The 21700-nt window shown below is 73.8% G+C and carries 18 protein-coding genes; 7 read left to right on the top strand and 11 right to left on the bottom strand.

Annotated features, from left to right (window positions below; all coding sequences use genetic code 11):
* Positions 1–162 precede the first annotated feature (162 nt).
* Positions 163–648 carry an Imm21 family immunity protein gene (locus ABZ990_RS17745; protein ID WP_361231845.1) on the top strand — a complete coding sequence of 162 codons (486 nt, stop codon included), beginning with the start codon at positions 163–165 and terminating at the stop codon, positions 646–648.
* 351 nt (positions 649–999) lie between these two features.
* Here ABZ990_RS17745 and ABZ990_RS17740 read toward each other — a convergent pair whose 3' ends face one another.
* From ABZ990_RS17740 to ABZ990_RS17730, 3 genes are all read right to left on the bottom strand, one after another.
* Positions 1000–1812 (bottom strand): hypothetical protein, encoded by an 813-nt coding sequence (locus ABZ990_RS17740; protein ID WP_361231843.1) that lies wholly within the window; start codon positions 1810–1812, stop codon positions 1000–1002.
* A gap of 238 nt (positions 1813–2050) precedes the next feature.
* Positions 2051–3136 carry a HAMP domain-containing sensor histidine kinase gene (locus ABZ990_RS17735; RefSeq protein ID WP_361231841.1) on the bottom strand — a complete coding sequence of 362 codons (1086 nt, stop codon included), beginning with the start codon at positions 3134–3136 and terminating at the stop codon, positions 2051–2053.
* Positions 3137–3246: 110 nt separating this feature from the next.
* Positions 3247–3942 carry a response regulator transcription factor gene (locus ABZ990_RS17730; protein WP_361231839.1) on the bottom strand — a complete coding sequence of 232 codons (696 nt, stop codon included), beginning with the start codon at positions 3940–3942 and terminating at the stop codon, positions 3247–3249.
* A gap of 356 nt (positions 3943–4298) precedes the next feature.
* Here ABZ990_RS17730 and ABZ990_RS17725 point away from each other — a divergent pair, with 356 nt between their 5' ends.
* Both ABZ990_RS17725 and ABZ990_RS17720 read left to right on the top strand, forming a co-directional pair.
* Positions 4299–4904: a M15 family metallopeptidase gene (locus ABZ990_RS17725; protein WP_361231837.1), complete on the top strand. Its 606-nt coding sequence runs from the start codon at positions 4299–4301 to the stop codon at positions 4902–4904.
* A 113-nt stretch (positions 4905–5017) separates the two neighbouring features.
* Positions 5018–6190 (top strand): endonuclease/exonuclease/phosphatase family protein, encoded by a 1173-nt coding sequence (locus ABZ990_RS17720; protein ID WP_361231835.1) that lies wholly within the window; start codon positions 5018–5020, stop codon positions 6188–6190.
* A gap of 133 nt (positions 6191–6323) precedes the next feature.
* Here the strand turns inward: ABZ990_RS17720 and ABZ990_RS17715 are convergent, their stop codons facing one another.
* Positions 6324–6542 carry a hypothetical protein gene (locus tag ABZ990_RS17715; protein ID WP_361231833.1) on the bottom strand — a complete coding sequence of 73 codons (219 nt, stop codon included), beginning with the start codon at positions 6540–6542 and terminating at the stop codon, positions 6324–6326.
* Between the two features lie 311 nt (positions 6543–6853).
* Here ABZ990_RS17715 and ABZ990_RS17710 point away from each other — a divergent pair, with 311 nt between their 5' ends.
* The gene (locus ABZ990_RS17710) at positions 6854–8788 is read left to right on the top strand and encodes a hypothetical protein (protein WP_361231831.1); all 1935 of its coding nucleotides are present in this window, start codon (positions 6854–6856) and stop codon (positions 8786–8788) included.
* Here the strand turns inward: ABZ990_RS17710 and ABZ990_RS17705 are convergent.
* Both ABZ990_RS17705 and ABZ990_RS17700 read right to left on the bottom strand, forming a co-directional pair.
* Entirely contained in the window at positions 8728–11280 is a 2553-nt protein-coding gene (locus ABZ990_RS17705) for an NB-ARC domain-containing protein (protein WP_361231829.1), read from the bottom strand. The two genes, ABZ990_RS17710 and ABZ990_RS17705, sit on opposite strands and share 61 nt — an antisense overlap.
* 75 nt (positions 11281–11355) lie before the next feature.
* Positions 11356–12093 (bottom strand): TetR/AcrR family transcriptional regulator, encoded by a 738-nt coding sequence (locus ABZ990_RS17700; RefSeq protein ID WP_361231827.1) that lies wholly within the window; start codon positions 12091–12093, stop codon positions 11356–11358.
* Positions 12094–12219: 126 nt separating this feature from the next.
* Here ABZ990_RS17700 and ABZ990_RS17695 point away from each other — a divergent pair, with 126 nt between their 5' ends.
* The gene (locus ABZ990_RS17695; protein ID WP_361231825.1) at positions 12220–13431 is read left to right on the top strand and encodes a saccharopine dehydrogenase C-terminal domain-containing protein; all 1212 of its coding nucleotides are present in this window, start codon (positions 12220–12222) and stop codon (positions 13429–13431) included.
* 125 nt (positions 13432–13556) lie between these two features.
* On the top strand, positions 13557–14660 hold the full coding sequence (locus tag ABZ990_RS17690) for a hypothetical protein (protein ID WP_361231823.1): 1104 nt from the start codon (positions 13557–13559) through the stop codon (positions 14658–14660).
* Between the two features lie 22 nt (positions 14661–14682).
* Here ABZ990_RS17690 and ABZ990_RS17685 read toward each other — a convergent pair whose 3' ends face one another.
* From ABZ990_RS17685 to ABZ990_RS17675, 3 genes are read right to left on the bottom strand one after another with little or no spacing between them, the layout of a single operon-like run.
* The gene (locus ABZ990_RS17685) at positions 14683–15036 is read right to left on the bottom strand and encodes a CrcB family protein (RefSeq protein WP_361231821.1); all 354 of its coding nucleotides are present in this window, start codon (positions 15034–15036) and stop codon (positions 14683–14685) included.
* Complete coding sequence (locus tag ABZ990_RS17680) at positions 15033–15482, bottom strand: DUF190 domain-containing protein (RefSeq protein ID WP_361231820.1); 450 nt, start codon at positions 15480–15482, stop codon at positions 15033–15035. The genes ABZ990_RS17685 and ABZ990_RS17680 overlap by 4 nt, the downstream gene beginning before the upstream one ends.
* Complete coding sequence (locus ABZ990_RS17675; RefSeq protein ID WP_361231818.1) at positions 15479–15901, bottom strand: CrcB family protein; 423 nt, start codon at positions 15899–15901, stop codon at positions 15479–15481. The genes ABZ990_RS17680 and ABZ990_RS17675 overlap by 4 nt, the downstream gene beginning before the upstream one ends.
* Positions 15902–16659: 758 nt before the next feature.
* Between ABZ990_RS17675 and ABZ990_RS17670 the strand changes: the two genes are divergently transcribed.
* The gene (locus tag ABZ990_RS17670; RefSeq protein ID WP_361231816.1) at positions 16660–17895 is read left to right on the top strand and encodes a transposase; all 1236 of its coding nucleotides are present in this window, start codon (positions 16660–16662) and stop codon (positions 17893–17895) included.
* Positions 17896–17997: 102 nt separating this feature from the next.
* On the opposite strand, the gene ABZ990_RS17665 is transcribed toward ABZ990_RS17670, so the two are convergent.
* Both ABZ990_RS17665 and ABZ990_RS17660 read right to left on the bottom strand, forming a co-directional pair.
* Positions 17998–20163 (bottom strand): GAF domain-containing protein, encoded by a 2166-nt coding sequence (locus ABZ990_RS17665; protein WP_361231814.1) that lies wholly within the window; start codon positions 20161–20163, stop codon positions 17998–18000.
* A 118-nt stretch (positions 20164–20281) separates the two neighbouring features.
* Positions 20282–21451 (bottom strand): AfsR/SARP family transcriptional regulator, encoded by a 1170-nt coding sequence (locus ABZ990_RS17660; protein ID WP_361231812.1) that lies wholly within the window; start codon positions 21449–21451, stop codon positions 20282–20284.
* Between the last annotated feature and the right edge of the window lie 249 nt (positions 21452–21700).

Below are 21700 nucleotides of genomic sequence, written 5' to 3'. Positions count from 1 at the left end.
AGGACGCGGCAAGATGAGGGCGAGGCGGGAACCAGGCGGCGCCGGCTGGATCCGTCCGGCGGGGTCCGGGAGTTCCCCGGCGGCTCAATGCCCCTCTTGCCCCTCTTCCGACCGTCGAGCCGGCCTCGGCGCGTGTCAGCGGCCGGTGTGATGATCCGCCCCATGGCTACCTGGCTCGACCACACCGACTTCGCCCGCTACGCGCTCATCCCGGAGGAGCTCCTGCCAGCCTGGGAAGGCATCGAGGCGGAGGACGTGATCGGCGCGTACGTCGCGTCCTTCCGGCTGGCGGGCCACGACATCCTGACGCTCGGCGGGGAGCCCCTGCCCGTCACCTGGCTCGCCGAGCCCCGCACGTTCGCGCGCTGGTACGAGGCCGACGACGACACGGGGCTGCTGCCCGCCGTCCGCGCCGCCATGACGGCCGACGGCTGGGAGGACGTCCTCACTCTCGAACTCGGCGGGCGGTACGTCCTGACCGATGCCGCCTACGAGGCGGACAGGATCGCGGCCGCGCTACGGGACGCGGACGGGCCGGCGGAGGCGATACGCGTCGAACTGCCGCCGCGTCGCTACCGCGTCCAGTCGCTGACCATCGCCCCCGACCCGACGTCGCAGTTCATGCTGGAACGGCTGCTTGCCGAATGATCACTCGGCCCCCCCCAGGGGGATGCGGCCCCACGCGATGACGGCTTCGGCCCCTGACCTTGCCCCACCACCGGCGCGTACGTCCCGGCCCGGGCCGGCCCAGCCCGGCCCGGCCCGGGGCTTCGAGGGGCGCGGCCGGCTCGCCTCACCTCGGCGCGAGGTGGACCAGCCGTCCGTGGTGGATGAGGGACACGGACTGCTTGAGGCTGCGGGCGCGGACGCTGATCTCGTACCCCCGGATGCCCTCGACGCCCTGCCCGGCCGGCTCTCCGACGCCGCGGTGCCGGACGGGACCGACGGCCGGGTCCTCGGCGTCGCCCGGGACCAGGGGCCGGGGCCGGGGACAGGCCGTCAGACGGCCCGGCGGTTGCCCTTGTCGTCGCAGGGGATCTGAGACGCCGGGTGGTGGGCGACGAAGTCGCGGGTGGCCTGCCGTTCCACCTCGGCGATCGCGTGCGGCGGTACGTCGACGATGCCGCCGAAGGGCCGGTCGACGTCCTTGATGATGATCAGCGTCGTGGTCAGGAGCGCGGTGATCACCGTCAGGGTGACGATCTGGCCGCGGTTGTTCTTGCGCGGCAGACAGAAACCGAGCGCCGTCACGGTGACGACCAGGGTCGCGAGCAGGAACCAGAAGATGGCGCTGGCGATGCTCGGGGTGGCCTGGGCCAGGCGTTCGTCGCGCGCGACGGAGCGGTCGTTGTCGGCCGAGACGAGCATGCCGAAGACCGGCTTGTCCTGGAGCTGACCGAAGACCGTCCGGAAGTCGGTGGACCACACGCTGGGCGCCGGGGAGCCGTCGCCGTTCCCCTGGTCCATGAGGGGCCATTCCTGGGTACGTACGGCGCGGGCGTAGCAGACGGCGTCGGCCTGGATCCGGGCCCGCTGCGGCGAGTTCGCGGGAAGGTATCCGGCGGTCTCCACCAGTTGGTCCACGGCACGGGCCTCGCTGTTCGCGGCGGTCTCGGCCTTGCCGTAGGAACCGTTGGCGGTGACCAGGACGAAGCTCAGCAGCAGCACGGTCATCGTCAGCAGCGGGCCGACGAGGTCCTTGACGGCCATGCCCTTGCCGTCGTCCTCCTTGAGGAGGATCGGCCGCAGCCACTTGTTCGCGGCGATGCCCGCGATCAGTGCCAGCGCGGCGAGGACGATGACGAGGACCATGGACGGTCACCTCCGGGGACGGGCGACAGCCCCTTGCCACGAGCGGGAAGGGACGGGAAGGGGCTGGACGGGGGGGCGGGGCACCGCGATCATCCCGCCCCCACCGCCCCGGCCTTCCGTGGAAACGGCGTCGTTCCCGAACGGGCGACGCCTCTTCCGCCGAACGGCCGCCCCTGCCACACCGCCGCCCCACCGCCCGCTACCCGCCCCTGCCGCCCCGCTGCCCGCCGCCCCGCCGCTACCCGGCGGCGGGCAGCGAGACCCGGACGGTGAGCCCGCCGCCGGGGTTGGGGGCCAGAGTCAGCTCTCCGCGGTGGGCGCGGACGATGCCCTCGACGATCGCGAGGCCGAGGCCGTGGCCTCGGCGGGCGGGGTCCTTGTCGGCGACCCGGCCGCCGCCGCGCAGGAACGGTTCGGTGAGCCGGTCGACGGCGGCGGCGCCGGTGGCGGGCAGCCGTGGCCCGGTGTTGGTGACCGTCAGCAGGACATGACCGGGGCGGAGCGGATCGGCGCCGGTGGCGAGGGAGAGCGATCCGCCGGTGGGCAGGTTGTGCCGTACGGCGTTGTGGAGCAGGTTCAGCGCGAGCTGGCGCAGCAGGACGCCGTTGCCGGTGACCGGGGCCGGGCCGAGGTCGGCGGTGAGGGCCACCCCTCGCGCGCCGGCCTCCTCGCGGACGGCCGCCACGGCGCCCCGGGCGGGGTCGGCGAGGTCGAGCCGTTCGGTGGCGGGCGGGGTGTGGTCGAGGGCGGCGAGCTGGAGCAGCGCGTCGGTGATGTCGATGCCGCGCTGGTTGGTCTCGCGGAGCCGGGAGACGAGCCGGCCGTAGTCCTGGCCGTCGGGGTCGGCGACGGCCACGTCGAGCATCGTGCGGCTGACGGCGAGGGGGGTGCGCAGTTCGTGCGAGGCGTTGGCCGCGAAGCGCTGCTGGGCGTCGAAGGACCGCTGGAGGCGGGCGAGCATGTCGTCGAAGGTGTCGGAGAGTTCGGTGAACTCGTCGCGGGGGCCGGTGAGTCCGACGCGATGGTCCAGGGAACCTCCGGCGGCCCGGCGGGCCGCCCGGGTGATGTCCTGGAGCGGGCGCAGGACCCGGCCCGCGATGAGCCAGCCGGCGCCGAGCCCCACCAGCGCGAGGAGGAGCAGGGCGACGGCGGATGCCTTGATCAGGGCCTGGAGGATGTCCGGACGGGTGGCGACGGCGGCGGCCTGCGGATTCACCGCGCTCAGGGGGTAGTCGGGCACGAAGCGCATGGCCAGGTAGACCACGACCAGGCTGAGCGCTCCGGCGACGAAGACGAACAGGGCGTAGGTGAGGGTGAGTTTCATCCGGGCGGTCAGCCGCCTGGGCCGCGGTACGGGCTGCCGTAGATCAATGGGCGCCGCTACGTGCGGAGTTGACGTCCTCGCGGCATCGGCACGGGGTTCGGGGCCGCGCCTCATCGCTCGCCGCCCTGTCTTGCGTTCCCGCCGGCCGGCTCGCCGAGACGGTATCCGACACCGGACACGGTGTGGATGACCGCCGGTTCGCCGAGCCGTTTGCGGAGCGTCGACATGATAATGCGGACCGCATTGGTGAACGGGTCGGCGTGCTCGTCCCAGGCCCGCTCCAGCAGCGTCTCCGCACTGACGACCCCGCCCCGCGCGGTCATCAGGACCTCCAGGACCGCGAACTGCTTGCGGGTGAGCGCCACATACCTCCCGTCGCGGAAGACCTCCCGCCGGAACGGGTCAAGGCGGATCCCCGCGTGGTCGACGACGGGAGGCGTCCCGTCCTTGGGCCGGCGGGCCAACGAGCGCAGCCGTACGACCAGTTCCTTCAGGTCGAAGGGCTTCGTCAGGTAGTCGTCGGCGCCGATCTCGAACCCGGCGACCTTCTGGTCGATCAGTCCCGCCGCCGTCAGCATGAGCACCCGGCAGCCGAGCCCCCGCTCCACGATGCTCCGGCACACGTCGTCGCCGTGCGTGCCGGGGATGTCGCGGTCGAGCACGACGACGTCGTACGTGTGTACGGCGAGGCGTTCCAGGGCGGTGTCCCCGTCCCCGGCGATGTCCGAGGCGATGGCTTCGAGCCTCAGGCCGGCCTGCACCGCCTCGGCGAGATACAGCTCGTCCTCGACTATCAGCACCCGCATCCGGTCTCTCCTGATCTCCGCCCGTTCGGCGACTACGCACGGTCCGTGTGGTCGGCGCGGTCCGTGTGATCCGTGTGATCCGCGTGCCCACGATTCCGCGCTGCCCGGCCCGCTCCGTCCGCGAGGGGCTCGGGGCCATCCAAGCGGAACGGGGATACCGAGAACATATCGGGAATTCGAGACGTCCCGGCAACCCGTCCCCCCGTTCACTCGGGGTAACGGCCCGCGGCGCCCGCCGCCCGCCCGGACCCCCGGAGGCGACCATGTACGACGACCCCGCTGGAACACGAGGAACCCAAGGAAAACAAGGAAAACAAGAAACACGACGCGCACGGCGTCTCCCCCACCGGACCGCGTTGGGCGCCGGTGCGCTGGCCGCCGTCGTGGTGGCGGGGCTGGGGGTGGCCGTGACGGTGTGGGGCACGGCACCGGGAAGCACACCGGCCGCCGCGTCCACCGCGTCCGGCCGATCCGGCGGGTCCGGCGGGTCCGGCGGGTCCGCGACCACGGGCTCCGGCCCGGAGGACGCCGACAGCGACACCCGGCCGGAGGACCGCCCCCTCACCCCCTTCGACACCCACCACCCGGCCGTCGGACGCCTGGACGCACACCTGCTGAAGGCCGTACAGGCCGCGGCCCGGGACGCCCGCGCCGACGGCGTGGAGTTCCGGATCACCTCGGGGTGGCGCACCAGGGAACACCAGCAGCGTCTGCTGGACGAGGCCGTCCAGCGGTACGGAAGCGTCGAGCAGGCGAGACGGTTCGTGAGTACGCCGCGGAAGTCGGCCCATGTGTCGGGCAAGGCCGTCGACATCGGCCCCACCGACGCGGACGACTGGCTGATCCGCAAGGGCTCCGCCTACGGCCTGTGCCAGGTCTACGACAACGAGATGTGGCACTTCGAACTGCTCACCACCCCCGGCGGAACCTGTCCGAGCCTTCTGACCGACGCGGCCGGCTGACCCGCCGCAGCGCTCACCACCGCGCCTCGTTCATCGCGTTCATCGCGTTCACCGCGTTCACCGCGTCCGGTCCATGGGTCGACGCGCCACTCTCCCCTTCCCCAGGACGTGCCATGCGCCACCCGTACCAGGACCCCCACCCGGATGTGTACATAGGAGGCGGATTCTCCGACCCCGACGACCGTGGCCCCGATAACCGTGACCTCGATCACCGTGGCCCCGGCGACCGTGGCCCCGGCGAGCACCCCTCCGACGCCCCCGGCCTCGACACCGATCCCGACTCCCCCGATCCCGACGCCGATCTCGATCACGAGCCGAGCTCCGGCTCCGGCTCCGGCTCCGGCTCCGGCTCCGGCTCCGGTCGCAGGTATCGGGTCCCGGGCGGGGTCGCCGCCGCCGTGGTGACGGGACTCGTCCTGCTCTGCCACTCCGCCGTACCGAACACGCCAGGCAACCTGGGCAGTCTGCTCGACACCGTGCTGCCCTGGACCGGACTGGCCGTACCGGTGCTTCTTCTCATCGCCCTGGTCCGTGGATCCGTGCCAGGAGGCATTGCCGCGCTTGTGCTCGGGGCCGTGTGGTCCGCCTCGTTCGCGCCCTTGTTCCTCGCCGATCACGGCGGCTCGGGACCGGACCCGAACCTGACCGTGGTCACCCACAACGTCGGCGCCGCCAACCCCGACCCCGCCGGGACCGCCCGGTCACTCCTCGCGGCGGACCCCGATCTGGTGGCCCTGGAGGAGATCACCGACGAGACGCTGCCCGCCTATCGGAAGACGCTGGACCGAAGGCTTCCCCACTCGGCGCGCGTCGGCACCGTCGCCCTGTGGAGCCGCTTCCCGATCGACGAATCCCGGCGCGTCACCCTCGACCCCGGCTGGAGCCGCTCGCTTCGCGCGCTGGTCCGGGGGCCGAAGGGCCCCGTCGCCGTCTACGTCGTGCATCTGCCCTCGGTCCGCGTCGGCGCGTCCGGCTTCACCACGGGCCGGCGCGACGACCACCTCACCGCGCTCGCCTCGGCCCTCGATCACGAACGGCAGCGGAAGATCCTCCTGCTGGGAGACCTCAACGGCACCACCGCCGACCGCGCGTTCGCGCCCCTGACATCACGGCTGACACCCGCGTCGGACGCGTCCGGCGCGGGCTTCGGCTTCAGCTGGCCCGCGTCCTTCCCGCTGGCCCGCCTCGACCACATCCTCACCCGGGGTCTCACCCCCACCGACGCCTGGACCCTCCCGGCCACCGGCAGCGACCACCGTCCCGTCGCCGCCCGGCTCCGGGCATGACGGCCCCGGGGCCCACCGACGGTCCCGGGGTCCGGGAAGCCTCGGGGGCCGGGGATCCCGAGTCCCCGGGGTCCCGGGCCCTCGGAGCCCCGTCATCCGGTGTCGGACCTCGCGCGGGCCCGGCCGACGGGGCTCAGCGGCCCCGGACTCCGCCCGGCAAAGCGGGCGGGAACGCCGCATCGGTGCCAGTGCCGTACCGCAGCTCGTACTCCTCGTTGGACATGATCTCCGTGCCGCCGCCCCCGCAGTCGTCCCGGACCGTCACCGCCCGCGCGGCGGCAGGGCCCGTCCCGAGGACGGTGATCGTGACGATCAGGGGAAGGGCGGCGAGGAACGCTCTCGTCGTACGCATGGAGGGAAGCCAAGCAGACCCGCGCCGCCTCGCCCTACGGCTCCCGGGGCACGCCACCCGAACGGGGAACCGCACCGAGTAGCCTTCCCTTGAGAGAAAGCGATGGTCGGTTGCCCAGCATCCCTGATTATGCTAACCAGCCGGAAGCCGGAAGCCGGAAGCCGGAAGCCGGAAGCCGGAAGCCGGAAGGCTGTTGAGGCCCTGAGGGCGGCGGGCACGGCGATGCCGTCGTCGGGCGGAGGTGCGCGATGGAGCCGGTGATTCCGCAGCCTCCGGCGAATCCCGCGAACCCCACGAGCACCACGAGCCCCGTGAATTCCGTCAACCCCGTCAACCCCGTCGCGCCCGTCCTCGCTCCCGTCGGCCCCGACGCGGCACGCTGGCGGACCTTCGACGGCGAGCGGACGCTCGTCGTCGCGGCGCGGACGGTCACCTCACTCGTACGGGTTCTGGAAGTCGTCCCCGAACTCGTGCATGACGATCCGCGGATCACCGTCGTGTTCGCCTACGACCCGACGTCCGCGTTCAACAACGGCGTCCTCGATCTCCTGCGGAACCTGGGCTGCCGTACGCTCCCCTGGCCCCAGCTCGCGGAGATCGCGCCTGATCTGCTGATCTCCGCCTCCGAGAACATCAAGGTCCCGCCCGGCGGTTACCCGGTGCTCGTGCTGCCGCACGGGGTCGGCTTCCACAAGCGGGTGCCGGACTCCGACGGCCCCGGCACCCGCCTGTCGGGCCTGGTCCCGGAGGATCTGCTGGCGGCCCGCCGGGCGTGGCTCGCCGTCTCGCACCCCGATCAGACGGCGCAGCTGGCCGCCGCCCATCCCGGCACGGTGGGACGGACCGTCCTCGTCGGCGATCCCGTGCTCGACCGGCTCCTGGTCAGCGCCCGGCAGCGGGAGCGCTACCGCGCCGCGCTCGGGGTGCTGCCCGGTCAGCGGCTGGTCCTGGTGAGTTCGACCTGGGGTGGGGAGTCGCTGGCCGGGACCCGGCCCGGGCTGCCGGCCGAACTGCTCGCCGAGCTGCCCGCCGACGAGTTCCGGGTGGCGCTCGTCCTGCACCCGAACGTCTGGTCCGCGCACGGCGCCTGGCAGATCCGGGTCATGCAGCGGTCGGCCGTCGAGGCCGGGCTGATCGTGGTCGATCCCACGGACGGCTGGCAGCAGGCCCTGGTCGCGTCCGACCTCGTGATCGGCGACCACGGTTCGGTGACGCTGTACGGGGCGGCGACCGGACACCCGGTCCTGCTCGGGGCGTTCGGGTCCGAGTCCGTGCCGGGGACGGCGGGGTACGCGCTCCGCACGGCCGCCGGGTGGCTGGACGACGACGGCGCACCGCTGCGCCCTCGGCTGGACGCGGCCCTGTCCGTGCACGGCGACCACCCGGACCGGTTCACCGAGGTGACGGCGCGCGCCTTCGTCGAACCGGGCGGGGCACTGCCCCGCCTGCGCGAACTGGCATATGACCTCCTTCGCCTCCCCCAGCCCCGGCATATGCCCGCCCGCGGTTCCCAGGGCCCCCGAGGTCCCCGTGCCTTCCCCCTCCCGCCGTCCCAGCACACCGCCCGCGCCCGGTCGTTCCTCGTCCAGACGACCGTCGTACGGGACGACGGGGTACGGGACGACGCCACCGCCATGGGCGAACTCCACGTCCACGTAAGCCGACTGCCCGCCGGGCTCGCCGCGGAGCCGGTGGAGGACAGCACGTCGTTCTGGCATCTGGCCTGTGACATCGACGAGCCGGACACCCGGCTGACGGAGAGCGCCTCCGTCGTGTCCGCCGGGTCCGGGGTGTTCGCCCCGGGAGCGGCGGCCGAGGGCGTCGCCCGTCTCCTCGCCGACTTCCCGGGCGCGCGGATCGCGGCGGTCTCCCGGGAGGCCGACTGTCTGGTGGGTCTGCGCGACGGGCGTACGGTACGGGTCTCCGCAGCCGACTCCCCGGCCTCTGCCCCTGCCCCTCAGGACGCCCCGGGCGCCCCGCGCACCCCAGCCCCCTCGCTCACCCCGCCCGCCCCCGACAGCCTCGCGCCCGTCGACCCCGGTCTGGCCGCCGCCGTCGTCTACGCGTGTCTGCGGGCCGGCATCCCGCCGCACGGGACGACGCACGGGATCACGCTGGTGCTCCACCTCGGGCCGCACCGCGGCCGACGGCTGGAGCTGCGCCCCGGGGACGCCGACGCCGGACGTCAGCCTCGGGTGAGCCGTTCCAGGACCGTGGCGGCCCGGGGGCTGCCGCCCTCCTCGTAGACGGCGAGGGCGCGGCGCAGGCATTGCCGGGCCCGTTCGGGGTCGCCGGACCGCTCCGCCAGGCCGGCGAGGTCCTCCATGATCCGCGCTTCGTAGTGGAACGCCTGTTCCTGGCGCAGGACTTCGGCGGCCTCCGTCAGGTCGGCGGTGGCGCCCGCGAGGTCGCCGAGCGCGGCCCGGGCCCGGCCGGTGTCCGCGAGGGCGCGGGCGGCCATGCGCCGGTCGGGCTTGTCGGGCAGCGCGAGGAGTTCGTCGCGGGCCCGGCCGAGGGTGGCGAGGGCGGTGCGCGGATCGCCCGCCGCGTGCTGCGCGCAGCCGAGGAAGTAGCGGGCCAGCGCCTCGCCCCGGGCTTCGCGGGCCTCGGCGTTCAGGGCGAGCGAGGCGCGGTAGGCGTCGATCGCGCGGGCCGGGTCGTGCCGGTCCCAGTAGCGGCCGGCGAACTCCTGGACCGACGCCTGGAGGACGACGTGCCCGGATTCCACCGCGAGCCGTTCGGCGACCGCCAGGTGTTCCCGGGCCCGTTCGTCCTGGCCCAGGTCCAGCAGGGGCCGGGACAGCAGACTGCGCAGCCGGGCCTCGGCCGCGCCCGCCCCGCCTCCCCCGGCGGCCCGGTCCCGCTCCGCCGCCGCGATCCCGAGCTCCAGCGACTCGCGCCACTCGGCGAGGTGCCGGTGGTGCAGGAAGAGTACGGTGAACGACTCCGCCGTCTGCCACACCACGCGGTCGAATCCCAGCCCGGCGGCGGTACGGAGCACGGCGAGGATGTTGCCGCGCTCGGCCTCCAGCCAGGCAAGCGCGTCCCGGCCGGGATCATCGGATCCGGCGAACGGATCGGCGGCTGCCAACGACCCGGAATCGGGGGTGCGTTCACGAGTCGGCCCGCCCGCCGCAGCCGCCCCGTCGCCGTCCCGAGCCGGAGCCGGGGCCGACGCGCCCCCCAACACCTCAGCCGGGTCGGTGATGCGCAACCGGTCGGCGCGGACGGCGAGATCGGCCCGTACCACCAGCCGCAGATAGTGCCCGGCGACCCGGCCGACAGCCTCCCGCACCGCGCCGGGCGGGTCCTCGGCGTCGGACATCCGGCGGGCGTGGAGCCGTACCAGACCGTGCAGGGTGTAGCGCTGGTCCTCCAGTGCGGACAGCAGGCTGGCGTCCTCCAGCGCGCCCAATGCCTCCGCCGTCTCCGGCAGTGGCCACGAGCCCGCCGCTGCCGCCGCCACGGCGGTGTCGAAGCTGAGCTGGGGAAGCCGGCCGAGGGCCCGGTACAGGCGGGCGGCGGAATCCGGGAGGTCCCGGTAGACGAGGTCGAGAGCGGCGGACACGGTGCGCTCCTCACGGGCTGACGTCGGGGTCCGCGCGGGAGCCCCGGACACGGCGATGCGGTCGAGGCGGCTCTGTTCGTCGGAGAGTTCGTCGGCGAGGCGTGCGAGCGTGAGGTTCCGCCGGGTCAACAGCCGTGCGGCGCACAGCCGTACGGCCAGCGGAAGACCTCCGCACAGATCGACCAGGCGTGCCGCCGCGGCCGGATCGTCCGCGATCCGCCGGGGGCCGCACAGGGCCGTCAGCAACTCCAGGGCGCTGTCGGCGTCGAGAACGTCGAGCGGGAGCAACGAGGCTCCATCGAGGACGAGTTCACCGAGCTGCCAGGTGCTCGTCGCCAGCAGGGCGCTGCCGTCCCCCTGCGGCACGAGGGCGGTGACCTGGGCCGGGCTGGTCACATCGTCCAGGACCACCAGCAGCCGTCCGCGCTTGCCCGACAACTCCCGGTAGAGCGCGGCACGTTCGACGAACGAGGCGGGAAGGTAGGCGTCCTGGACCCCCAGGGCCCTCAGACAGCCGGCCAGCGCCTCCGACACATCCCCGCCCGCGCCCCCGACGGCCCCGACTGCCCCAACGGCTCCTCCACCACCGCTCCTCCCGCTCTCCCGCCCCGAGTCGGCCCGCAGAGCCGCGAAGTCGACGAAGAGCTGCCCACCCGGGAACAACCGCTGGTTGCGGTGGGCCCACTGACTGGCGGCGGCCGTCTTGCCGATACCGGGAAGGCCGCTGAACACCCCGATGGGGCAGTGCCCCGGCGCGTCCTCCCCGGGGGCGTACGCGAACACCTCGTCGAGTACGGCCAGCGGCTCGTGGCGGTCGACGAAGCCCCGGGGCGGCCGGGGCACCTGGTCGGGCCGGCGGTCGGCCGCGGGCTCCGTGCCCCCGGCGGCGGCGTGGTAGTTGAAGGTGATCGAGCCCTGGACGACGCCCACTTGAGCCACCGGCCCCTCGATATGGCCGCCGGAGACGCTGTTCCTGGTCTCGGGCGCCAGAGGGCGTTCCGTACGCCCGGGCGCGTCCGCACCGCTCGTACCACCCGGCCCGCCGACCGGCTCACCCGCACCACCCGGCTCGTCCGCACCGCTCGCACCACCCGGCCCGCCGACCGGCTCACCCGCACCACCCGGCTCGTCCGCACCGCTCGCCCCGCCCGGCTCATTCCGCCCGGTCATGGACCACCGCCTCTCGGACCGCCGCTGCCGACCAGGAGTCACCGTACTGGACCCGGCCCCTCGCGCGAGGGCGGCTCACGACCCGCCTTCCCTCGAACCGGCACCTTCCGCGTCCGCGCGGGCCAGTGCCACCGCCGCGCTGTCCAGGAGCATGTCGAGCGCGGTCGGGTAGGCGCTGTTCTTCATCCGGGCGATCAACCGGGGCGCGGTGGCCGCGATGTGGGGGTGGGTGCCGGCCGGCAGGCGGGCGTACGTGGCCTGCCAGACCGCCTCGTCGGCGGCCCGCGCGGAGTGCGGGAGGGCGAGGGCGGCCGCGTCGAGGGCGGCGAAGGCGAGCGCCTGATCGATGAACGCCTGGTAGATCCGCACCGCTTCGGGATCGGGCAGACCGGCCGTGCGGAGCACGCCGATGACCGCCTCGTCGACGGCGATCTCGTTGGCCCGGCCGCTGACCCGACTCGCGGTGAGGATCGCCGCCTGCGGGTGCGCGAGATAGGCGGAGTGGATCCGCAACCCCAGGTCGCGCAGATCGTGGCGCCAGTCGCCGGTGGCCTCCCAGCCGCGCAGGGCGCGCCCGACGAGTTCGTCGCCGACGGCGAGGAGAAGGTCGTCGGTGCCCCGGAAATAGCGGTAGAGGCTACTGGGGTCGGCGCCGAGCGCCGCACCGAGCCGGCGCACGGTCAGTCCGTCCCGGCCGTGTTCATGGAGCATCCTCAGCGCGGTCTCGATATAGAGCCGCTCGGAGAGGACGACTCCTGCCTTGTTGGGCTTTCTGCGACGCCGGGCCGCCTCCGACACCACTTCCTTAGGCATGACTGCCCCTTTCGCGCCTGTTTCCCAGGTTACGCCAACACCGTTGACCCATCTCGGCCGGAAAGACTTTCATGGGCATACCCGGGAACCACTCCGACCAATGCGGATGAAAGGTATGTCTCTGTCATGCGAGTTCTGCTTGTCGGCGCCGGCGGTGTGGGCACCGCCATCACCCGGATCGCGGCCCGCCGCACCTTCTTCGACCACATCGTGGTCGCCGACTACGACCTGTCCCGGGCCGAGGCCGCCGTCGCCGCCCTGGGCGACGGGGAGAACCGGTTCAGCGCCGCCCGTGTCGACGCCTCCGACCAGGCCGCCGTCACCGCGCTGCTCACCGCCGAGCGGTGCGATGTTCTGCTCAACGCCACTGACCCGCGCTTCGTGATGCCGCTGTTCGAGGCGGCGCTGGCCGCCGGGGCGCACTACCTCGACATGGCGATGTCGCTGTCGTACCCGCACCCCGACCGCCCGTACGAGGAGTGCGGAGTCAAGCTGGGCGACGCGCAGTTCGAGCGCGCCGGCGCGTGGGAGGAGGCGGGGCGGCTCGCCCTCGTCGGCATCGGCGTGGAGCCGGGCCTGTCCGACGTCTTCGCCCGCTACGCCGCCGAGCGCCTCTTCGACGACATCGAGGAGATCGGCGTCCGCGACGGCGCGAACCTCACCGTCGACGGCTACGAGTTCGCGCCCTCCTTCAACATCTGGACCACCATCGAGGAGTGCCTCAACCCGCCGGTGGTCTGGGAGAAGGACCGCGGCTGGTTCACCACGGCGCCGTTCAGCGAGCCCGAGGTCTTCGACTTCCCCGAGGGCATCGGCCCGGTCGAGTGCGTCAACGTCGAGCACGAGGAAGTCCTGCTCATCCCCCGCTGGGTGGACGCCCGCCGCGTCACCTTCAAGTACGGCCTCGGCGACGAGTTCATCGAGACCCTGAAGACGCTGCGCAAGCTCGGCCTCGACCGCACGGAGCAGGTGACGCTCCCCGGCGGGACGCGCGTGTCGCCGCGCGACGTCGTCGCCGCCTGCCTGCCCGACCCGGCCACGCTCGGCGAGCGCATGCACGGCAAGACCTGCGCGGGCACCTGGGTGAAGGGCACGAAGGACGGGGCGCCGCGCGAGGTGTACCTGTACCACGTGGTCGACAACCAGTGGTCGATGCGCGAGTACGGCTCGCAGGCCGTCGTCTGGCAGACCGCCATCAACCCGGTCGTCGCCCTCGAACTGCTGGCCACCGGCGTCTGGACCGGTTCCGGCGTGCGCGGCGCGGAGGCATTCGACCCGACCCCGTTCCTCGACCTGCTGACCGCGTACGGCTCCCCGTGGGGCATGCGCGAGCAGTGACGCGCGGGCCTCTGGGCCTCCGTCGCCCCCGGCGCTACGGTCAACCCGTTGTGACCGGATCGCCCCAAGCTCGTTGCACGCCGTAACCGATCCGGTGGAGAGCGGGGGAGAGCGGAGGCACGACAGTGCGCGACGAACAGGCGGTGCCGGCCCAGACGGTGGCGACGACGGTGACCGGGGCCGAAGCGGCTCCGGGGAGCATCGACCCCGGGGGCCCGGTGCCGGCGGGGCCGCCGGAGGCGGGCCCCGAGGTGGCGGGTCCCGAGGCGGCGGGTCCCGAGGCGGCCGGCCCGGGGGCGAGTGGCCCGATGGTGAGCGGCGCGGCGGCGAGCAGCCCGGCGGCGGCCGGGGTCCCTGGCCTGGCCGGTCCCGGCGGAACCGGTCCGAGTGGAGCCGGTCCGAGTGGAACCGGTTACGGCGGAGCCGGTTCCGGAAGTACGGCCGTACGCCGCCCGCCGGCCCCGAACGACCCGCCGACCCTCGGCGACCCGGCGGCCGTACGGCTGGCCGCGGCCGATCTGGCCGCCGGCTGCGCGGTGGTGCACGGCTTCGCCCACGGCTACGCGCTGACCACCCGCCCCGACCACGAACTGATCGCCCGGGCGGGCCGGCTCACCGGCCGCCCCTCCGGCCGGACCGGTGCCGTGACCACCGTGCCGTCCGCCATCCGCGGCCTGTTCGACTGGTCCCGGCTGCCCGCCGCGCTGCCGCGACGGCAGCTCTGGTCGCTGATGGAAGAGCTGTACGAGCTGGGGCCGTTCGGTTTCCGAGGGCCGGCCGCGGACCGGGTCCCCGGGCATCTGACGGCCGAGGCGGACGGCGTACCGCGCACGGTCCGGGTGGTCGCGCCCGGCCGGCACTGTCCTTCGAACACCTTCCTCTCGGCGGCCCTGACCCGGACCGGGGCCGATTTCCTCTTCGTCACCTCCGCGCACCGGCCCGGCGAACCGTCGTACGGCTACGGCGAGATGGCCCGCGCGGGCTTCGGCGGCGAGCCCGACGTACGGGTCCTGGCGCACGCGGACGACGAGGCGGCCCGGCTGCGGCATCCGTTCCACGCGCCCGCGCCGGTGCCGGTGAGCGTGATCGCGTTCCATCACGCTGCGGGACACGGCCGGGCCGATCTGCCCGTACTGACGCTGGAACGGGCCGGGTCCCTGTCGGAGGATCACATCCGTTCGCTGGCCGCCCGTAACGGCTTCGCCCTCTCCCCCGCCCCGGCGCCTTAGCGGCGAAAGCCCGGGCCGGCCGTCAGAACAGGTGGGTGAGTTCCACGCCCAGCCAGACGGCGCCGAGACCGGCGGCGGTGCTGCCGGCGACGTTCGCGGCGGCGTAGGCGCGCGCCCCGCCCTCGTACAGCTTCAGCGTCTCGTAGGAGAACGTGGAGTACGTGGTCAGGGCGCCGCACAGGCCCGCGCCGAGGAACGTCCCGACGGCGGTCGAGGCCACGCCGGTGAGCAGGCCGAGGAGGAAGGAGCCGGAGACGTTGACGAGGAAGGTGCCCCACGGGAAGACGGAATCGTGGCGGGACTGCACGGCGCGGTCGGTGAGGTAGCGCAGGGGCGCGCCGACGGCGGCACCGGCGACGACGAGGAGCCAGTTCACGCGGGCGGCTCCACCACGGGGCCGGGGCCGAGGCCGGGCCCGGAGCCCCTGCCCGTACCGGAATCCCCGCCCGCCGGCCGGCCGCCCCCGCCCCCGTACCGGATGGCCTCGCAGGGGTCGAGCAGCACCAGGCCGTCCGTCATCAGCTCGTCGAGCTCGGACAGGAAGGCGCGGATCCGTTCCTCCGCGTCCACGACGAGGACGGCCACCGGCAGGTCCTGGCCGAGCGAGAGCAGCCGGGTGGTGTGGACATGCGAGGAGGCGCCGAAGCCCTCGATGCCTCGGAAGACGGAGGCGCCGGCCAGTCCGGCGGCGTGCGCGCGGTGGACGATCTCGGTGTAGAGCGGCCGGTGGTGCCAGGTGGCGTTCTCGCTGACGAGGACCGTCAGCCGCAGCGCCCGCCGGCCTGTCGACCGCTCGGGGAAGTCCGGGGGGAACGGGTTCATCCCTGCCTCCTTGCCGGTACGGCCCGCACGGCGGCCCGGGTCGCCGCGACGGCCGCGGCCACGGCGGCGAGCGCGGTCGCGGTGGTCCCGGCCAGGTAGAGCAGCCCGCGCGCGAGATCGCCGCGGGCGAGCAGCCGCTGGAGATCGAGCGCGTAGGTCGAGAAGGTGGTGAAGCCGCCGCAGATGCCCGTCCCCAGGAAGGGGCGCAGCAGCGGGTGCGGCGGGGTGAGGGTCTCGGTGGCCAGCACCATGATCACGCCGAGGGCGGCGCAGCCGGCCGCGTTGACGGTGAAGATCGTCCAGGGGAAGGCGCCGGCCGGGGTGGGCCAGGCGAGCGTCGCGGCGTAGCGGGCGGTGGCGCCGAGGGCGCCGCCCGCGGCGACCACCCCGACGACCGGCAGCTGCGCGCGGAATCCCATGAGGCCAGGTTAGCCGCGCGCCGGACACCCGTACGAACGGAGGAGGACGGGGGGGACGGGGAGGGCGGGGCGGGCCGGGCGGACGGGTGCCGGAACCGCGACGGGCGAGGGAGCCGCGAAGCGGGAGGCGGGGTGTGGTGCGCGGAGGCGCGGTGACGGGTCGGCCGAGGGGCTGGGGCTGGACGTACGGATTCGGCGGCGGATTCACCGGCGGTCGTACGGATGTCGTGGCCGCACGACACCACTGGCGGCGCGGACGAACGGGAACGCGCGGTCGCGTGCGCCCCGCAAGCAAGGCGCACAGGCCGACCCCGGCCTGGGGCATTAACCGGAGTACGACCCGTGCGACCTCGCCCCGATGGTCCGGCCGGGGCCTCGCGGCGGTCAAAGCCGGTGCGATGAGTCTGTCACCTCCCCGAGAGGGGCTTCCCGAACGGAGATCCGGGCCGGTTTCCGGGTGGTTTTCGGGGCCGGAGACCGGGTGGTTCTCAGGGCTGCTTTCCGGCGGTCCTCCGGGGGACGTCCGGGGCGCTCGTCAGGGGCTCGCGCGGCGCGCGCGAGGGACGGACGAGGGGCGGACGGGGGTCGGTGAAAGGCCGTTCGGCACCTCTTCCGCATTCCCCCCGGGGGTATGTGGTGGTCCGGCCACCATCGGAGCGCCCAGACGGGTGCCGAGTCCACCTCGTGCCCGCCGCCGGGAGACGGGAGGGTGGAGACGCAGCTGGAGGGAGCTGCGAAATCCGTAGGTCAGGAGTGCCGTGAGTACATCCGTCACCAGATTCAGAAGCACCACCCCGTACCGGGACCCGCTCGGCGAGATCGGCGACGCGGGCGATATCGGAGAGGACCTGTACGGCGAACTCTGCGCCGTCCTCTTCTCCGCCTTCCCGCGCCGCGATCAGCGGCTGAAGGCCGAGCAGTATCTGCACGGTCTGCTGACCGCGCAGGGGCGCAAGTCGATCCGCAACATCGCCGCGCAGTTCGGCGGCCCGGCCGCCGAACAGAGCCTGCACCACTTCATCTCCAGTTCCACCTGGGACTGGCGGCCGATGCGGGCCGAGCTGGCCCGTTTTCTGCAGCGGCGGGGCACGCCGCAGGCGTGGGTGGTCCGGCCGATGCCGATACCGAAGGCCGGTCAGCACTCGGTGGGCGTGGACCGGCGGTTCGACCCGGAGCAGGGGCAGGTCTTCCGGGGGCAGCAGGCGTTCGGGGTGTGGTTCGCCTCGGAGGAGACCAGCATTCCCGTCCACTGGCGGCTCTTCCTGCCCGACCCCTGGGTGAAGGACCGGACCCGCGCGGACCGGGCCGAGGTGCCGGAGGGCGCGGCCGAGGAGACGCTGGAGGAGTGCGCGGTCAACGCGGCGCTCGACATGGCGTTCTGGCCCGAGGTGGCGCGCAAGCCGTTGCTGCTCGACATCCGGGGCGGCGCGGGGCGGGCCGCGCTCCAGCGGCTGACGCTCGCGGGGGTGCCCGTGGTCGCGCGGATCAACCCGGCCTGCCGGCTGACCGTCGCGGACCGTTCGCTGCCCGGCTTCGGTGCCGGACCGCTCACCGCGCTCCAGATCCTGGACTCACTCAAGGGCCTGCGCCGACCAGTGAGTTGGATCGACGCGGCGGCCGGGACGCGCACCTCGCGGACCTCGCTGGCCACCGCCGTGCGGGTCACGCTGCCCGTACCGCCGGGCGAACGGCAGCGGCCGCTCCTGCTCCTCGGCGAGTGGGACGACCCGAGGCGCGCGCCGGTCCGGCTGTGGATCACGGATCTGACGGGCTCGGCGATCGGACCGCTCCTGCGCCTCACCAAGCTGTCGCGGCGGGTGGAACGGGACCTGCGGCAGATCGGCGAGGGAGCCGGACTGCGGGACTTCGTGGGACGGTCGTTCCGAGGCTGGCACCGGCACATCACGCTGGCCTCGGCGGCGCACGCGGTGACCGCGCTCGGGGCCGAACACATCGCTCCGTACGGCGAGTTCCAGACACGCTCGGCAAGCTGACCCCGCCGTCCACCCACTCGCCCATCCGTCCATCCGCCCGGGAGTGCTCACCGGCTCCCGGGGCGGGCGGTGGGGGCAGATCGGGTGCCGCTCAGGGGTCGCTCAGACGCCGGGGAGCGGGCCCGCGCCGCCGGCCACAGGCGCCGGGGAGCGGGGGTCGGCGGTGGTGGCACGGCGGCGGGCGAGGATGTCACGGGTGCGCTGGAGCCGTAGCGCGAGCTGGACTTCCAGTACCTGCCCGGGCTTCTGCCATTCCACGCCCAGGAGTTCGCCGATGCGTTCGAGGCGGCGCGAGACGGTGTTCGGGTGGACGTGCAGTTCCTCGGCCGCGTTGGTCGGGCTGCCGCCGGAGGCAAAGTACGCCTCCAGAGTGCGGATGAGATCGGTGAACCGCTCGGCGTCGTACTCCAGTACGGGACCGATCGCCGACTCGATGAACCCGTCCACGTCGTGGTCGTCGGAGAGCAACAGCCCCAGGAAGCCCAGGTCGTCCGCCGAGGCCGCCGTCCCCGTCCCGCCCAACGCACTCATCGCGTCCAAACAGCGCAGGGCCTCCTGGTGGAGCCGGGGCACGCTGTCCACGCTCCAACCGGGACCGGCCGCGCCCACCGACACCGGATGGCCGAGCAGCGGCCCCAGTTCGCCGGAGACGGCCCGGGCGGCGGCCGAGGCGTCCGTGCCGGGCAGCAGCAGGACGACGCTGCCGCCCTGGACGGTCTTCAGGCCGGACATGCGGTACGCGTACGAGGACGCCCACACCACGGCACGGCCCGGCTCGCCGCCCTCGGGGCGGGCGACCACGACGACATGCGGCCGGCGCAGATCGAGGCCGAGCCGGCGGGCCCGCTGGTCGATCTGCCCCGGGGCGTGGCGCGGCTCGGCGAGGAGGTCGTCGAGGAGTTCGTCGCGCACCGGGCCTTCGGCCACGGCGGTGGAGCGCTGCATCAGCAGGAGCAACGCGACGGACTGCGCGGCGAGTTCGAGGAGCCGTACGTCCTCGCCGGTGAGCGGGGTCGCGGCGCGTACGACGAGGACGCCCAGGTCCTCGGAACCGGCGATGACGGGGGCGACCCAGGTGCGATGCCCGCCGGAGTCCTCCCCGGCTCCTTCGCCTTCACTCCCGGGAGCGTCAGGAGCTTCGGGGACTTCGGAACCCTCGGGGGTGCTGGGGAAACCGGGGAAGCAGGGGTCCCCCGGCGCGCCGGGGGTGTGCGCGCGGGCGGGGCGGCGGCTCGCGTGGGCGTCGAGTGCGGCCTTGGCCACCGCGCCCTCGTCGAATCCGTCGAGCCCGTCGATCTCCCCCGCGGCGGCGAGCACCCGGCCCCCGGGGTCGCGGATCTCGACGCCCGCGTCGAGGGCGTCGCCGGCGGCCTTCGCCACATGACCCAGATCGCCGCCGGCCAGGATCAGGTCCATGATCCGGCCGTGGGCCTCGCCGATGTACCGCATGCGGGTCAGCGCCGTACGCGCGCGTGAGCTGTCCCGTTCGAGCTCGGTGACCTCGGCCCGGGTCCGGTCGAGCAGCCCGGCCCGCCCGGCGGCGACGGCCGCCAGGTCCGCGAGCGCGGTGAGCAGACCGATCTCGCCCGAGGTGGAGCGGCGGGCGCAGCGGTCGACCCCGTACAGCACCCCGACGACCGCGCCGCCCAGGCGCAGTGGCACGGCGAGGACGGCCCGCAGGCCCTCGTTGCGGACGAACGCGTCGAGAGCCGCCGTGTGGGCGAACCGCCGGTCCTGGAGGTAGTCCTCGGTCCAGACGGGTTCGCCGTGGGTGTGGACGAGGCCGCCCAGTCCGTCCTCGTCGAGGGCGGCGGCGAGGCCCGCCGGGTCGAGTGGGCTGATCGCCCCCTCGGAGGCGTGCACCACCCGGACGCCCTGGGCGGCCGGGCCGGACAGGGAGAGGCAGACCAGATCGAGATCGAGCAGCCGCCGGGCCCGGCGGACCACGGACCGCAGCAGGTCTTCGAGGCCGTACGACAGGGTCAGGTCGCGCGCGGTGTCGGTGAGGGCGTCGAGGCCCGCCTCGCGGCGCTCATGGCGGGCGAGGGTGTGCACGACCCCGATGGCGAGATGAACGGCCCTGTCCAGATCGGCGAGTTCGTCCTCCGGCATGCCGGACTCACGGGCCTGGTCGACCAGTTCAGCGAAGCGCTCGGGGGGAGCCTGACGGGAGAGAAGCTCCAGTACGGCGAGCGCGCCGGCGCCCCCGCCGGTGGCGTCACCGCGGCGATCGGCGTCCGCGTGCCCCTCCGTGCCGTGGTGGCTCATGTCTCGACTCCCGCCTCCGCGCGGCCGGTTGCCGCGAGGCAGACCCGTACCGCTGGCCGAATTCCGTATCCGCCGTGGATGACGGTCAACGGCGGTGCGGATCACTTCATTCCCGGACCTACCGCTCGCCCGCCACCCCACGCTGTGCCGTTTCCGCCTGGTGCCGCCACCCCTGATGGGCGTTCCGGCGGCCGGACGTCCGGGGCGGGCGTCCGGTCCTGGCTCTCGCACCGGGGACGGCGGGCGCGTTCGGCACTGCTGCCGTGACGGACTCCGGGACGGACGGCGACATCGATGTCGACACCGATGTCGACATCGTTTCCCTGAAGGGGACTTGGGCCGGTTCCGCCGTCCGGGCGAGGGGGACCAAGGCCCCCGACGCCGCCGACACTGCGGACACTGCGGACACTGCGGACGCCGAGAACGCCGGGGCCACCGGGGCGGGCAGTTGCGCCGCCGGCCGGCGTGCGGGACGGAGGGCGCGCGGCTGCGCGGGGATCTTGCGCAGGGGCGTGTGGCGGGCGGCGAGGAGCAGATCGTGCAGCCGGCGCAGTCGGGCCGAGGGTTCCCGGCCGCCGTCGCGCTGGAGCAGCGCACACAGCCGCCGGTGGACCTCCAGGGCGTCCTCGACCCGGCCGGAGCGCAGCAGGGCGACGATGAACTGGGCGTTGAGCGGCTCGTTCAGCGGATACCGGGCGGTGTGCGGGGCGAGTTCGGGCAGCAGTTCGGCGTGTCGGCCGAGTCCCAGGTGGGCCTCGGCCCATTGGTCGAGGACGCTGAGCCGGGAGGCTTCGAGGCGTTCGGCCTCGGCGCGCAGCCGGGGTCCGGCGGCGACTCCCGCGTACGGTTCGCCGCGCCAGAGCGCGAGGGCCTCGCCGAGCCGGAGTGCGGCGCGCGGCAGATCACCGGCCTCCATGGCGCGGTATCCGGCGCCGGCCGCCCGTGCGAACTGCCCCACGTCGTGGGAGCCGCTGCCGGTTTCGAGCCGGTAGCCGCCGGGCTCGGCGGCGAGCACGGTCTCGGCACTGCGCCCGTCGGCGGCGCCCCGTTCCTGCGGCAGCGCGGCGGCGATCAGGGAGCGCAACCCGGCGATGTGGGCCTGGAGTTCGTACCGGGCCCGGCGCGGGGCGCCGCCCGGCCAGAGTTCCTCGGTGAGGACGGACGCCGGGACGAGCCGGCCCGCGAAGGTGGCCAGCAGGGCGAGGATCTGCCGGGGCACGGCGGCGGCCGGGGTGACCGACACCCCGTTCTCCCGTACCGAGAGTCCTCCCAGAATCCGGACGTCCACCCTGCCCCCCTCAGCTCATGCGTCTGCGCAATGGGATGTCCTGGTCGATTAGAAAAGAGACCGTCCGGCATGTCAATGAAACCCGGGGGTACGGAAACGACACCTCCCCGCCGGGATGCCGTTGCCCCCTTTGGGGGATTTGCCGCCATCCATGCGCCTTCCGGACAGGGGAACGCGCGCTCATGGACCTGTCGGGACCATGACGGATGTTCGGTTTCCCGGTCCGTTTCGCGGTCGGTTTCGCAGACC

This window comes from Streptomyces sp. NPDC046203, assembly GCF_040646255.1.
Taxonomy (GTDB): Bacteria; Actinomycetota; Actinomycetes; order Streptomycetales; family Streptomycetaceae; genus Streptomyces.
This window is presented reverse-complemented; position numbering and strand designations above follow the sequence as displayed.